This window comes from Nitrospirota bacterium, assembly GCA_016207905.1.
Taxonomy (GTDB): domain Bacteria; phylum Nitrospirota; class Thermodesulfovibrionia; order Thermodesulfovibrionales; family JdFR-86; genus JACQZC01.
Genome location: JACQZC010000047.1, coordinates 1 through 14,596, shown reverse-complemented (window position 1 = coordinate 14,596; position 14,596 = coordinate 1). Strand labels below are relative to the sequence as shown.

At 43.2% G+C, this 14,596-nt stretch carries 13 protein-coding genes; 7 read left to right on the top strand and 6 right to left on the bottom strand.

Annotated elements, in window-relative coordinates:
* Nucleotides 1-191: 191 nt before the first annotated feature.
* Genes lysS through HY805_05735 form a run of 3 tightly spaced genes read left to right on the top strand, consistent with a single transcriptional unit; the run spans nucleotide 192 to nucleotide 3,268 of the window.
* Nucleotides 192-1,667: a lysine--tRNA ligase gene (gene lysS, locus HY805_05745; GenBank protein MBI4823716.1), complete on the top strand. Its 1,476-nt coding sequence runs from the start codon at nucleotides 192-194 to the stop codon at nucleotides 1,665-1,667.
* Between the two features lie 59 nt (nucleotides 1,668-1,726).
* Nucleotides 1,727-2,320, top strand: a complete 594-nt coding sequence (locus HY805_05740; protein MBI4823715.1) for a dephospho-CoA kinase — start codon at nucleotides 1,727-1,729, stop codon at nucleotides 2,318-2,320.
* Nucleotides 2,321-3,268, top strand: a complete 948-nt coding sequence (locus tag HY805_05735) for a bifunctional riboflavin kinase/FAD synthetase (protein MBI4823714.1) — start codon at nucleotides 2,321-2,323, stop codon at nucleotides 3,266-3,268.
* On the opposite strand, the gene priA is transcribed toward HY805_05735, so the two are convergent.
* From priA to HY805_05705, 6 genes are all read right to left on the bottom strand, one after another.
* Complete coding sequence (gene priA / locus HY805_05730) at nucleotides 3,255-5,033, bottom strand: primosomal protein N' (GenBank protein MBI4823713.1); 1,779 nt, start codon at nucleotides 5,031-5,033, stop codon at nucleotides 3,255-3,257. The genes HY805_05735 and priA overlap by 14 nt on opposite strands.
* Before the next feature lie 603 nt (nucleotides 5,034-5,636).
* The gene (locus HY805_05725) at nucleotides 5,637-6,608 is read right to left on the bottom strand and encodes a sulfurtransferase (GenBank protein ID MBI4823712.1); all 972 of its coding nucleotides are present in this window, start codon (nucleotides 6,606-6,608) and stop codon (nucleotides 5,637-5,639) included.
* Nucleotides 6,609-6,844: 236 nt separating this feature from the next.
* Nucleotides 6,845-7,435 carry a hypothetical protein gene (locus tag HY805_05720; protein ID MBI4823711.1) on the bottom strand — a complete coding sequence of 197 codons (591 nt, stop codon included), beginning with the start codon at nucleotides 7,433-7,435 and terminating at the stop codon, nucleotides 6,845-6,847.
* Between the two features lie 26 nt (nucleotides 7,436-7,461).
* Nucleotides 7,462-8,724, bottom strand: coding sequence for an HlyC/CorC family transporter (locus HY805_05715; protein ID MBI4823710.1), 1,263 nt, complete (start codon nucleotides 8,722-8,724; stop codon nucleotides 7,462-7,464).
* Nucleotide 8,725: 1 nt separating this feature from the next.
* Nucleotides 8,726-9,805, bottom strand: a complete 1,080-nt coding sequence (locus HY805_05710; protein MBI4823709.1) for an isocitrate/isopropylmalate dehydrogenase family protein — start codon at nucleotides 9,803-9,805, stop codon at nucleotides 8,726-8,728.
* Nucleotides 9,806-11,041, bottom strand: coding sequence for a homocitrate synthase (locus HY805_05705; protein ID MBI4823708.1), 1,236 nt, complete (start codon nucleotides 11,039-11,041; stop codon nucleotides 9,806-9,808). It abuts the gene before it with no gap.
* Nucleotides 11,042-11,175: 134 nt separating this feature from the next.
* On the opposite strand from HY805_05705, the gene hslV reads away from it, so the two are divergent.
* From hslV to HY805_05685, 4 genes are all read left to right on the top strand, one after another.
* Nucleotides 11,176-11,709 (top strand): ATP-dependent protease subunit HslV, encoded by a 534-nt coding sequence (hslV, locus tag HY805_05700; protein ID MBI4823707.1) that lies wholly within the window; start codon nucleotides 11,176-11,178, stop codon nucleotides 11,707-11,709.
* On the top strand, nucleotides 11,702-13,042 hold the full coding sequence (hslU, locus tag HY805_05695) for an ATP-dependent protease ATPase subunit HslU (protein ID MBI4823706.1): 1,341 nt from the start codon (nucleotides 11,702-11,704) through the stop codon (nucleotides 13,040-13,042). Before hslV ends, hslU begins: the two co-directional genes overlap by 8 nt.
* Nucleotides 13,014-13,706 (top strand): septal ring lytic transglycosylase RlpA family protein, encoded by a 693-nt coding sequence (locus tag HY805_05690; GenBank protein MBI4823705.1) that lies wholly within the window; start codon nucleotides 13,014-13,016, stop codon nucleotides 13,704-13,706. Before hslU ends, HY805_05690 begins: the two co-directional genes overlap by 29 nt.
* The coding region (locus tag HY805_05685; protein MBI4823704.1) for a hypothetical protein at nucleotides 13,703-14,596 on the top strand (894 nt) is incomplete at its 3' end. The genes HY805_05690 and HY805_05685, both read left to right, overlap by 4 nt.

Here is a 14,596-nt window from a genome sequence, read left to right as displayed (position 1 = left end):
TATTTGAACAAAATGAAAAAGATTGAACGCTCTAACGATAAAAATGAAGATAATTCAAGCACTTAGGGAATTCAACTTGAACCTATAAAAAAAGGAGATGGCAACGATTTTTATACGATGTGAACCCTTTTCCTCATAAGGCAATTCATATGGTTGACTAAAATCGAAGCAGTCTTTATAATCGCAATTCTATGGCAGAAGAAACTAACGAGCTAATACAAAGCAGAATAAAAAAGCTCAATGAGCTTAAAGAGCTTGGTCTAAAGCCCTTTGGAGAGCCATTTGATGTTAGGGATTATGCCTCCCTGCTCATGGGCAAATATAGCACATCATCAAAGGAGACCCTTGAGTCAGAGAGCGTGCAATGCTCCATGGCAGGCAGAATCGTTGCCATGAGGGATTTTGGAAAAGCCGCTTTCTGCCACATTCAGGATTCAACTGGAAAGATACAGGCTTATTTCAAAAAAGACATCCTTAAAGAAAAATGGGGCATGCTGAAAAAGTTAGACATAGGAGACATTATAGGGCTTAAGGGAAGGCTCTTTAGAACTAAGACCAATGAGCTTACGGTCGAGGCAAATGACCTCTGCCTGCTTTCAAAATCCCTTATGCCACTTCCTGAGAAATGGCATGGGCTTAAGGATATAGAGATTCGCTATAGACAGAGATATGTTGACCTCATAGTAAACCCCGAGGTTAAAGAGACCTTTAGAAAAAGAAGTTCGATTATAAAGGCAATCAGGGATTTCCTTGAGTCAAATGGATTCGTAGAGGTTGAGACACCAATGATGCATCCCATTCCAGGAGGAGCGGTTGCAAAGCCCTTTAGAACCCATCACATAGCATTGGGCATGGATTTATATCTCAGAATTGCACCTGAGCTTTATCTTAAGAGGCTACTCGTAGGAGGTTACGAAAAGGTCTATGAGCTTAATAAGAATTTCAGAAACGAAGGAATCTCAACAAAGCACAATCCCGAATTTTCCATGCTCGAATTCTATATAGCTTACAAGGACTATAATTTCCTCATGTCATTTACAGAAGAGCTGATAACCTATACTGCAAAGAAAACATTAGGAACGCTCAGGCTTCCATACGGAGAGCACACGATAGACCTTAGCCCTCCGTGGCCCAGAGTCCCCCTGCTTGAGGCAATGAAGACGAAAGGCATCCCCTTAGAGATGCTTGAAAGCCATGAAAAGGCACTTAGATGGGCAAAGGAACAGGGCATAGAGATTAAGGAAGGTGCATCTTTGGGCAAGGTTATAGACGAGATTTTCAAAGAAAAAGTAGAGCCTGAGCTAATACAACCAATATTCATAACCGATTACCCTGTAGAGCTTTCACCCCTTGCAAAGAGAAAGCCAGAGAATCCATCTCTGGTTGAGAGATTCGAGCTATTCATAACAGGAAGGGAGATGGCAAATGCCTTCTCAGAGCTAAATGACCCTACTGACCAGAGACAGAGGTTTCAGGAACAGATGTCCGCAAAAGAAAAAGGAGATGAAGAGGCACATTGGATGGATGAGGATTTCCTTAAGGCATTGGAATATGGCATGCCACCTGCCGCAGGCGAAGGCATAGGCATAGATAGACTGGTAATGCTCCTTACAAACTCACCCTCCATAAGGGATGTGATATTATTCCCACAGATGAAGCCGGAGTAAAGAAACAGGAGATACACGCCCCCTAACCTCCTCTGAGCGAGTCTCTGATATAATATCATGTGCTTCTTATTGGACTTACAGGAAACTATGGGATGGGTAAATCCACTGTGCTTCAGATGTTTCACAGAGAGGGCGCACTCACAATCAGTGCAGATTCAATCGTAAAAAAGCTGCTAAAGAAAAAAAGTGTTCTAAAAAAAATAAGAGAAATGCTCGGAGAAAAGGTATTTGATACCGATGGCAGACTCATTAAGGCAAAGGTCTCTGATATGATATTTAAAGACACTGTGCTCAGGCATAAGGTCGAGGATATCCTTCATCCGCTTGTATTTAAAGAGATAGACCTGCTTACTAAGGGCAGAAAGGGCATTGCCATTGTCGAGGCACCGGTTGTCTTTGAAAGAGGATATGAAGATAGGTTTTATAAGACAGTTGTTGTTTATACAAATGAAACGACTGCCATAGAAAGGCTTGCCTTATCAGGTATAAAGACAAAAGAGGCTATCAAGAGGCTTTCCTCACAGATGCCAATAAAGGAGAAAATAAAAAAAGCTGACTTCGCAATTGACAATAGCGGAACCCTCGATAAGACAAGGATTCAGGTAAAAGACATATATACGGAACTGAGATTATTAAAGAAAGGCATAGATTGAATGGATATAGTTGACCTTGGGCAATTAGAAAAGAAAAAATACAAAAATGTCGTCCTTACGATTGGAAACTTCGATGGCATTCACCTTGGGCATCAAAAGATACTAAATAGCGTTATTACAAGTGCCAAAAAAATAAAAGGCACATCCTTTGCAATCACATTTGAGCCACATCCCTCAAAGGTTCTTTACCCTGAAAGGGGCGTAAGGACACTTTCACCGTCTGATGAAAAGATTAGGCTCATGGCACATTTAGGTCTGGATGTGCTTTGTTTCGTAAAGTTCACAAAGGATTTTGCAAGCATCCCTGCTCATGACTTTATAAAAGATGTTCTTGTGGATAAGATTGGTGTAAGGGAAGTAATAGTCGGACATAATTATTCCTTTGGAAAAGGCAAAAAAGGCACAACCTCGCTCCTAAGGAGGCAGGGAAGAAAATACGGATTTACCGTAAGGGTCATAAGAAACGCAAGGCTCTATGGAGATGTTGCAAGCAGTAGCAGAATAAGAAGCCTCATAGGAAGGGGAAGGGTCTGCGAGGCATCGCTTTTCTTAGGAAGACCTTATATGCTCATGGGAACCGTTATAAAGGGTGCTGGCAGAGGCAAAAGACTCCTTGACACACCAACTGCAAACATCCTGCCTCTAAATGAGCTTACTCCAAAAGAAGGTGTTTATGCCGTAAAAGTCAGGGTTGACAAAAGACAGTATGAAGGAGTTATGAACATAGGAAGAAACCCAACATTTTCAGGTGTAGCGGCAAGCTATGAGGTTCATATCTTTGATTTCTCAGAGGACATAATCGGAAAAACCCTCATGGTTTATTTCATAGACCGAATAAGGGATGAAAAAACATTTGCCGACCACATTGACCTTAAAGGACAGATTAAAAAAGACATCGTGGCAGTAAAGACAATCCTTGCAAAAAAGAAACATCCTAAAATGATATAGGGTCTATGTCTATCGTTACCCCCTTATTCGATGCCCCGATGGCTCGTAACCCCTTTCTGAGGTCTTCTCTTCCTATCGCTTTAATGAGCATCTTCCATACATATCTGCCTTTTTTATGATGTGCCTTAACAGGGCCAAGCACCTCTAAAGAGGATTCGAGATTTAAAATCCGAGATTTAAAATCCGAGATTTCCGATGGCTTATCAGAGGTGATAAGTGCCATCTTGGAGAAAGGGGGATACCTGAGGGTCCTTCTGATTGAAAGCTCATCCTTAAGGAATTTCTCGAAATCGTAATTTTTTATATATTTAAAAAGAGGATTATGAGGCATGCGGGTCTGGATGATGAGATGTCCATCAGATGTCAGGTTTTCCGTTAGATGGATGAGTTCCTGAAATGCCCTTTCAACTGCCCTAAAATCAGGTGCCTGTAGATAGGAATCTCCATTAAGCACTCCTATGAGCGAGAGCCTTCCCTTAAGCTCAGGCATTCTTGCAATCAGCCTCGTGCCAACAATCATCTGCCCCTCGGAGATGATAGGGACGCTCTTTCTTCTACCTGCCTGAAGCCTGAGAGGCTCTGTCTTAAGGATATCCCTTACATCCTCTTCTATTTTCTCAATGCCTGCACCGACCATCCTGAGCTTCGAACCATTACACCTTGTGCATGCACCACCTGCGGTCTTTTTAAATCCGCAGTAATGGCACCTGAGGGTCTTGTCGCTTTTATAAAATACAAGGGGAATTTGGCAGTCCTTGCATGTCTCTATATAACCGCAGTCCTCGCAGATTAACACTGAATAGCCCTTCCTGTTTATGAGAAATGCCGTTTTGTTATTTTCCTTAATATTAAGGAGCGTTCTGTCAAAAAGACCCTTTGAGATGTAGGGGCTCGTTTTTTGAGATGTCCTCATATCAATGACCTTCACAGAGGGTTTTTTTAAGACAGAAGGAGGCTTAATCAATGTGTATTTGCCAATCCCCGCATTATACAGAGACTCCACAGAAGGACAAGTCGATGAAAGAACTACGGATGCGCCTTCAAAGTAGCCCCGCATTATAGCCACATCCCTTGTGTGGTATCTCAAACCATCTTCCTTCTTATAGGAAGGGCTTTCTTCTTTGACAACCACTATAACCGATACCTCCCCTAAGGGTGCAAATATGGCAGAGCGGATTCCAATGACAATATCGGACTCACCTCGAAGAAGCCTTCCAATGGCTTTCTGCCTCATGGCTTTTGTGATACCGCTATGAATGCTACAGAGCCTCTCGCCTGCAATATCCCTGATTGCCTTTGAGATATGTTTTACATAGGCAATCTCAGGTGAGAGGATTATGATATTTCTGTGCAGGGAGATAAGGTTTTTTAAGATGGACATCTCAGTGTGTCTTTCAGGTGCATGAATAAGAAATGTCTTATAATACTTCTTCTTTATCTCTCTGCTTAAAGGCTCGATGAGCCCTTTGAAATCCGTAGCCCCCCACATTTCCTTAAGCACAATCCCCTCGGTTACAAGATAATAATCGGACATCCATGATATGAGCTTGAGCATTCCATCGGTAAAAATCGGCGCATCTCCTACAGAGGATTCAATATCTTTTATCCTTCCTTCTGGTTTTTTTAGAGATTCTCTGAGGATAATTCCAGTTTTAATCGTCTTTTTAATCTCTGCATTAACGAGCATTCCAGGCATCAGCCCTTCATTGCCCTTATAGGTAAGTGGAGAAAGATTATATGGAAAGACTACATCAAAGAGTGCCATTTAAGATTTTAGCATATAACAGTAGTTGATTAATGATATGCCGAACCTTTCAAAAATCGTTGCCATCTCCCTTTTTTATAGGTTCAATTTGAATTCCCTAAGTGCTTGAATTATCTTCATTTTTATCGTTAGAGCGTTCAATCTTTTTCATTTTGTTCAAATTGCCTTATCCATGAGAATTGCGTAAAATCCTTGAACCTCAGCCTTTTTCATCAGAAATCTTTTTGCTCATATGTCACCAGTCATAGCTTAAACCAAAAGGAGATAAAGGAGTCAAGATGAAGTATTTCACCTGAAATGTTTCACCTGAAATGTTTCACTATGTCCATTTCCACATCCCGTCATTCCTGCTTGTCAGGAATCCATCCGCTTTCATGTCATTGCGAGGCTCTGCCGAAGCAATCTCAGTTAAGTGTCATTCTGAATTTATTTCAGAATCTAAAAAATCAATGATTTACTGAGACCCTGAAACAAGTTCAGGGTGACAAAAAATGGGGTTTTTAGACAAGCTCTGTGTCCCTATATTCTTTTCTTAAAGATGGAAGGGGTACCCCGAAAGGCAGGGACCTTTCGGGGTGCATGGTTCCTTTGGTTATATTCAGTTTATTTTTTCTCCTCCAGCATCTTTTCCAGCTCTTCAATAGCCTTTAGTGCCTTGTTTACCTTCACAAAGTCATACCAGTTTTCATTCGCAACAGGGTAATTTACATTGCTTCCATAGACTATCCATGAGTCATCATAATTGGCAGGGTCCTTAAAGCCCATCAGCCTTAACTCAAGATAAGTAAGGGTAGAGCGGGTTCCTGTCTGGCAGTATCCTATTGTTCTTTTGTTCTTGTTGAGTTTTCCAAAGAGTCTTTCAAGCTCGTCCATCGGAAGAATCTTGCCTGTCTTTTTGTCATAAGTCTCTGTATGTGATACATTAATCGTGGTATTCGGGATATAGCCGCCTCTGAGTGCCCTTATATCAGCACCCTTATTTTCCTTCTCTGTCCTTGAATCAATCACATTCACATTCTTGAGCTGACCCCTTGCTATCTTTACCATCTCAGAACTGGTAGCAATCCTGTTTTTTACAACCTTTGCCCTGTATGTTGCAGCAGGAAGTTTAGTCTCCACTGTATCAAGAGGCTTTCCTTCTGCCTGCCATGACTCAATACCACCATTCATGAAATGCACATTTTTGTGACCAAGATACTCAAGTATCCAGAATGCAACTGACGCAGAGGTTATGCCTTTGGCATCGGAATAAACAACCACATGCTTATCTTCACTTATGCCGGCACTACCCAGTAGCTTCTCAATGTCTGCTGTCTTCTTTACCCTTGCGGTTGGATCTCTCAGAACTTTTTCACATGGTCCACCGAGGCTTATTGCTCCCCCGATATGACCAGCGGTGTAGGCCTTTTCATCTCTACAGTCAACAACCACCCAGCCAGGTTTTGTAATGTTCTTTTCTACTATCTCTGGGGTTACAAGCAGGTCAGGGTTTGCCCGCTGAGCAGACTGGGCTACTCCCATAGGTGCCAGCAGGAATGCCACTAAAACAAATACCAAAGCTAAACTTCTCCACATAATTTACCTCCTTTTCATGGCAATAGAATATTTCTATGCCATATTGTTTCTTTCAGAAAATCTAAATAAAAAGAAAGTTCTCACCTCCTTAAGAGAAATCTATCAAAAAATAAACCCTCTGTCAAGGCCAGAACTCTTACTGTGTCAAGCCAATTTAGAAATGTCCTATGCTGAAGGGAGTATGAAGGACATCGCAGATGCGCTTCACCTAAAGTAAGCAGGCTTAGGGCAAGTCCCTACTGATACGCTGTTTTATCCCCAATATCACAATGAAGGGGCATGAAGACCTTTCTAAGGGTAAAAAGTAAAAGCAGAAAGGCTATGGCAAGAAAACCATAAAAAGGAACTATACCTCTTAGCCCCCTGAGTGAAAGCATTATAAGATAAAAAGGCATGATGAGTGCCAAGATATAGCCTTCATAGAGCTTAAAACAAAATGCCTCTTTTGCGGTAATAAATCCCAGACAGCACGAAAGCGGGATAAGAAAAAGTGGGCCATATGGAGTGGCTAATAGCCATAAGACATCCCCTTTGCTTAAAATGAAAAGCACTGCACCTGAAAGTGCTGAGATACTGTAGAGGATTTTCAGTGTCTCCTTATATTTCCTTACATAAAGGTGTATGGAAAGCACACTCATGCCTGTAGACATATAAAGCAGGCCTAACATTATGATTGGCAAAAGAGGCGACTTGAAATAAGAGGGCTTTAGAAGCATAAAAGAGACACCAATGGCAATCAGGCATGACATAGCTATTCCTGCCCTATAAAGCACCACAGTAACCTTCTCCCATCTTGTAAGAGGCTGATACTGGCAAAACTCACCCATCTTTTAATATCTCCCTTTCATGTGCCCTAAAGCCTTGTGATTCTGAGTTTTGCAATCTTCTTGTCTTCCATGTCTAAGATGAGGAATCTCAGGTTATGAAACCTCACCTGCTCGCCGACATGAGGAAGCCTTCCAAAGAGGCCAAAGACAAATCCGCCAATTGTATGGAACTCCTCGCTTTTGAGCTCTGCTCCTACAAGCTCATTAACCTCATCGAGGCTTGTCTGACCTGTAACGATAAATGTCCTTTCATCTATTATCTCTATGTCCTTTACTGCCTCTAATGCCTCAAACTCATCCTGAAGCCCGCCAACGATTTCCTCTATTATATCTTCGAGTGTGATGAGCCCGGCAGTGCCGCCGTATTCGTCAACGACAATCGCTATCTGAAATTTCTTTTTCTGCATCTCATCCAAAAGCTCCGAGACCATCTTGTTTTCCGGTATATAGTATGCCTCCCTCATGAGGTCCGTTATCAGCATACCGTTTATCTCTGCCTCGGACATCTTTATAAGTATGTCTTTCACATAGAGGATGCCTGTTATGTTGTCAATGGTGTCTTTTATCACAGGGTACCTGGAGTAGCCCTGCTCCGAGACCAACTGCAGGGCATCCTTTGCAGTTGCATGCTCGGAAATAGCGATTATCTCTGTTCTTGGGACCATGACCTCGGATGCCATCTTGTCTCCGAATTCGAATACTCGGTGAAGCATCTTTCTTTCCTCTTCCTCTATGGCACCTTCTTCCTTTCCTATCTTAAGAATCGTCTTAATCTCCTCCTCTGTAATGGATGGTGCAAATGGCCTTTCCTTCACCTTGCAGACCTTAAGGAGAAGGTTTGAAGAGGCATTAAATATCCATATAAGGGGAGATATTAATTTAATATAAAGCTCAAGGGGCTTTGCAAAGCTGAGGGCTACCTTCTCTGAATGGGTAACAGCAAATGTCTTTGGCGCAAGCTCTCCGAATACAACTGTAAGAAAGGTCAGAATCGCGGTTGCAGTCACTATGCCATAGTCTTTTCCGAGCATGTTTACTGCCATTGCAGTGCCTATGGATGTGGCAAGGATCGTAAAGAGGTTTCCAGAAAGTATGACTGCACTAAAGAGCTTGTCGTGCCTTTCGAGGATTCTCTCAAGTGCCTTTGCACTGCTACTGCCTTTTTCTATGAGGCTTCTAAGCCTGAGCTTGTTAAAGGCAATAATGGATGCCTCTGCACTTGAAAGTATAGCAATTGCCAGAAGGGACAAAATAATAATCAAAAGGTTTATTAAACTGGGCGGCTCCATATCAGCTTTTTAATTTCTCTATAACTGCATCTGCCACATCGGATGTGCCTACTGCAGTTGGGTCATCTGGTGTGGGCAACATGTCATATGTAAGGGACCTGCCCTCTCTGATAACCGATGCAATGGCAGACTCAAGCCTTTCTCCCGAATCTCTTTCACCAATGTGTTTTAACATCATAGCTCCTGATAGCATCATAGCAAATGGATTCATCTTGTTCAAGCCCTTATATTTTGGCGCACTTCCGTGTGTTGGCTCGAATACTGCTATGTCATCACCGATATTTGCACCCGGGGCAAGCCCAAGTCCTCCAATAAGCCCTGCGGCAAGGTCAGAGACGATGTCTCCATAAAGATTGGGAAGCACTAAGACATCGTAAAGCTCAGGCTTAGAAACCAACTGCATGCACATGTTATCTACAATCCTGTCTTCGAACTCTATATCCGTATATCTCTTTGCCACTTCTCTTGAGACCTCGAGGAAAAGACCATCCGAGTATTTCATTATATTTGCCTTGTGAACGGCAGTTACCTTTTTCCTTTTGTTTTTCCTTGCATATTCGAATGCAAACCTCACGATTCTCTCTGTGCCATAGACCGAGATTGGCTTTATGCTTATTCCAGAGTCCTCCCTTATCTTTTTACCTGTCCACTCTTCTATAAATTCTATAAGGTTTAAAGCGTTGCTTGAGCCTTTTTCAAACTCTATGCCTGCATAAAGGTCTTCTGTGTTTTCCCTTACGATTACGAGGTCTATATTTTCATACCGCGTTTTTGCTCCCTTAAAGCTCCTGCAAGGTCTTAGGCAGGAGTAAAGGTCAAGTGTCTGCCTCAGGGTAACATTAATGCTTCTAAAGCCTTTTCCCACTGGCGTTGTAACAGGCCCTTTGAGGGCAACCTTGTTTTCCCTGATGGAAGCTATAACGGATTCGGGAAGGGCTGTGCCATGCCTCTTAAACGCCTCACTACCTGCCTCATGCACCTGCCAGTCGATAGGGACCCCAGTTACATCGAGCACACGCCTTGTGGCATTGGTGATTTCTGGTCCTACGCCATCCCCTGGGATTAATGTGATTTTATACATTCAGGGATTCACAGTCATTGCCAGTCTTGCCACTTCAGGGTAAGTTGCAATAAACCTGAGCTCATCGTCTGTTAAAGGCTTCTGCGTGTGGAGGTTTGCATACTGGGCAAGCTCGAGGATATTCCTTGCCTCCTCGTCTGTATGAAAGTGGATGCCCAATTTGTCATAGACATGCCTGAAGCCCTTTATACCTCCATACTCTCCTGTGGTTATGACCCTACCTGTCTCAAGAAGCTCAGGCTCTCCTCTTCCAACATCCTCTGGGTCATAAAGCTCGTAATTGCGCCTGTCCTTCAGTGCTCCGTCTGCATGTATACCCGATTCATGGGCAAATGCATTTGCACCAATGCCGGGCTGGTTTATCGGTATCGGAAGTCCAAATGCGTATGATGCATAGCGGGCTATCTTCCATGACTTTTTGAGGTCTACACATTCGTCGAGATGCACCTTTTTGCTTAAGCCATGAGAGAACTTAAGTGCAAGGATAGTTGAGACCATGTCGCAGTTTCCACATCTTTCTCCATATCCGTTTATAGTAGTGTTTATGTAAGAGTCAACACCTGCCTCTATTGCGCCCTGCGCACCTGCTACAGAGACTGCCTCTGCCATTCCAAGGTCGTTGTGGCAGTGCATCTCAAGTGGAATCTTCGTTGCATAGGCAAGTGCCTTTATCCTTTCGTATATGGTTATCGGGTCGTCTGTACCAAGGGTGTCACAGTATCTGATGCGGTCTGCACCAGCTTCCTTCCCTGCAATGGCAAACTCGATGAGTCTGTCAAGCTCTGTTCTTGAGCCATCCTCTGCATTAAGTCCCACTGTCTGGGCACCTAACTCCTTAGCTGTCTTTACTGCCTCTATGGATGTATCGAGGATGTCCTTCCATGTCTTTTTCCCTGCGAATTTTCCCTTTATCATAATCTCGGATGTGGATATGGAGATATTAAGATGCCTTAGCTCAGGACAGTTCTTAAACGAAAGCCTTACATCCTCGGGGATTGCCCTGCACCAGCCCTCAAGATGAAGTCTCTTTATTCCGCCTGCCTTTACAAGGGCAAGATTTGCATTTATATAGTTGACCTCATGCTTAAGCGTTGGAAACCCTACCTCGCTCTGATAAATCCCCATGTCATCGAGGTAGATGTTAAGCATGGTCTTTGAGAGCTTTGGAAGAAGTATTCTCGATGTCTGCACACCATCCCTGTTTGTAACATCTATAAGATAAACCTTGTTTTGCATGAAAGCTCCTTTTAATCGGGTTCGGATTCGATTTTTATTATACCAAAGAATCCCATTTAAATAATAGTGGCAAAGGAAAGCACTTATGCTATATTATATTAAATAAGCTAATTAAAAGCGGAGGACCCAAAAGGGTGTTTAGAGGAACAACTATTCTTTGCGTGAGGCGTGGCGGGCAGGTTGCTTTAGCAGGAGACGGACAGGTCTCGATGGGAAACACTGTGTTAAAGCACAATGCGAAAAAGACAAGAAAGATGTTTGGAGATAAGATTCTTGCTGGGTTTTCAGGTGCAACTGCCGATGCATTCACGCTATTTGAGAAATTCGAGGCAAAGGTCGAAGCATTAAGAGGAAACATCACAAGGGCCGCAGTGGAGCTTGCAAAGGACTGGAGAACCGATAAGATTCTAAGAAGGCTCGAGGCACTCCTTATAATCGCAGACAAAGAGCATACATTCATCATATCAGGCACAGGAGATGTCATAGAGCCAGAAGACGGTATTGCCGCAATAGGCTCAGGAGGACCATTTGCACAGTCTGCGGCAAAAGCCCTCATAGAGAACACCAACCTTCCTGTCAAAGACATAGTGGAAAAGGCGATGAAGATAGCATCAGGCATTTGTGTATATACAAATGACATTATAACATTAGAGGAACTCGATGGATGAGCTTACGCCAAGAAAGACAGTAGAGGAGCTTGACAAATACATAATCGGCCAGCAGAATGCTAAAAAGGCAGTTGCAATAGCCTTGAGAAACAGATGGAGAAGGCAGAGGCTTTCCCCTGACATCAAAGACGAGGTTCTGCCAAAGAACATCATAATGATAGGCCCAACAGGGGTCGGGAAAACAGAAATAGCAAGAAGGCTTGCAAGGCTTGCCAATGCACCATTTGTCAAGGTGGAGGCATCGAAGTTCACAGAGGTTGGCTATGTAGGAAGAGATGTGGAGTCCATAGTAAGGGACATCACAGAGACATCCATAAATATGGTTAAGGCAGAGCACCTCGGGAAGGTCCATGAAAAAGCCACTATGCATGCAGAGGAAAGACTCCTTGACCTTCTCCTTCCACAGCCCAGAGGCACAAGGGGGATTCCTGTTACGGATGAGGAAAGGGAAAAATATAAAGACACCCGTGAGAAGTTAAGAACACAGCTAAGGGAAGGTAAGTTAGACCAGAGATATGTCGACATAGAGGTTCGCGAAAAGATGATGCCATTTGGGGTCGTCTCGAATGTCGGGCTCGAGGAGCTCGAGATAAACCTCAAGGAGATGCTCGGGAACTTTCTTCCCGAGAAGGCAAAAAGAAAAAAGGCAAAGGTTCCAGAAGCACTATCGATGCTTACGGAAGAAGAGGCTAATAAGCTCATAGATATGGATAAGGTCTCTAAGGAGGCAATAGAAAAAGCAGAACAGCTTGGAATAGTCTTCATCGATGAGATAGATAAGATTGCAAGCAGGGGGGCAACCTATGGCCCCGATGTCTCGAGAGAGGGAGTTCAGAGAGACCTTCTGCCTATCGTGGAGGGTTCGACTGTCTCGACTAAATACGGGCCCGTTAAAACAGAGCATATACTTTTTATTGCGGCAGGTGCATTTCATGCAGTCAAGCCCTCTGACCTTATCCCTGAGCTTCAGGGAAGATTTCCCATAAGGGTAGAGCTTAGCCACCTCGGAAAAGAAGAGTTTATAAGAATCCTTACAGAGCCCTCGAATGCACTTATAAAGCAATACACTGCACTTCTTTCTACAGAAGCCATATCCATAATATTCGAGGAGGATGCTATAGATGAGATTGCAGGCATTGCGGCAACTGTCAATGAAAAAACAGAAAACATAGGTGCAAGAAGGCTTCACACAGTCTTAGAAAAGCTCCTCGAAGATGTGCTTTTCGATGCACCCGAAAGAAAAAACGGAAAACTCATTATAAACAGACAGTATGTGAAGCTCAAGTTGAGCGAGATAGTAAAGGATGAAGACCTCAGCAGATATATCCTTTAGAGGCACTCTTACCTTCTGCCTTATGCTATTCCTTTCCCTTATGACTGCTTGCGGAGGAGTCAGATACGATGGCAAAGAAAAGGCAGGCTATGCAGTGGCATCATGGTATGGCCCTGGTTTTCATGGAAAGCTCACTGCATCAGGTGAGACTTATGATATGTACAGCATGACATGTGCCCACAAATCCCTTCCTTTTGGCACAAGGCTGAGGATAACGAATGTCTCAAACAGCATGTCCGTTGATGTTACGGTTAACGACAGAGGGCCATTTGTCTCTGGAAGGGACATAGACCTTTCTTATTCAGCGGCAAAGGCAATCGGTCTCATTGGCACTGGCACAGGAAAGATCAAGGTCGAATACATTGGAAGGGACTCAGGCTATATAAAACAGGTCGGGTTTTCCAAATCCTTTACAGCCAAAGAAGGACCTTATACCATACAGGTAGGCTCTTTTAAGGACGAAGAAAACGCCTCGAGACTTAAGGATAGCCTTGAGCTTAAATACAAAGGCGTATATATAACTACAGCTACCATTGAGGGACAGAAACACTACAGGGTAAGGGTTGGAAAGTTTCAGACAAAGCACAGGGCATTGAGAAATGCACAGGTGCTTGCAGAAGAAGGCTATAGCATCCTCATTACGAATTACGATGAGGAGATATGAACTGGCTTAACAGACCTTTTATCCACCTTATCCTCATAGCCATTCTTGGCATTCTTTCATACTCAAATACCTTCAATGTGCCGTTTCAGTGGGATGAGCAAGAACTTATAGAAAATAACCCAATAGTGAAAAACCTCTCTTATTTCCTTGAGCCATCTAAAGCAAAAGGTTTTGAATTCTATAATGCACTTAAAAGTAGATATATTGGGTATCTAACATTTGCACTGAATTACAAATTGCATGGATTTGATGTAACAGGCTATCATGTCTTTAATATAACAATACATATCCTTAATGCCTTGCTTGTGTATTTTCTTGTTGTGCTTACTTTCAGGACGCCTTATTTAAGTAACCCCCCTTCATCCCCCTTTAATAAAGGGGGAAAAGAGGGGGATTTAGAAAAAGGGGGTTACATCGCCCTTTTCTCCGCCCTTCTCTTTGTCTCACATCCCATACAGACAGAGGCAGTTACATATATATTTCAGAGGCTTGCATCATTGTGTGCATTCTTCTATCTTCTTTCTCTTGTGCTTTATATAAAGTGGAGACTTCAGGTCACCCTCTCCCTCACCCTCCCCCATCAAGGGGGAGGGAAGTGGTGGGGGAGGCTGCACTACTTTAGGAGACTTTCCCCCTCCCCCAACCCCCTCCCTCGAGGGGAGGGGGTTAGGGGGAGGGTGATGCCTCTACTACTTTACCTTGCCAGCCTCCTTTCAGCCATCTTAGCCATGAAGACAAAAGAAAATGCATTTACCCTTCCCATAGTCATAACCCTTTATGAATTCTTTTTCTTTAAAGGCTCTTTAGGTAAGAGAGTTCTTTATCTTATCCCACTTCTTCTTACAATGCTTATAATCCCTCTTACTCTTATAGGCATTGATAAGCCTGTT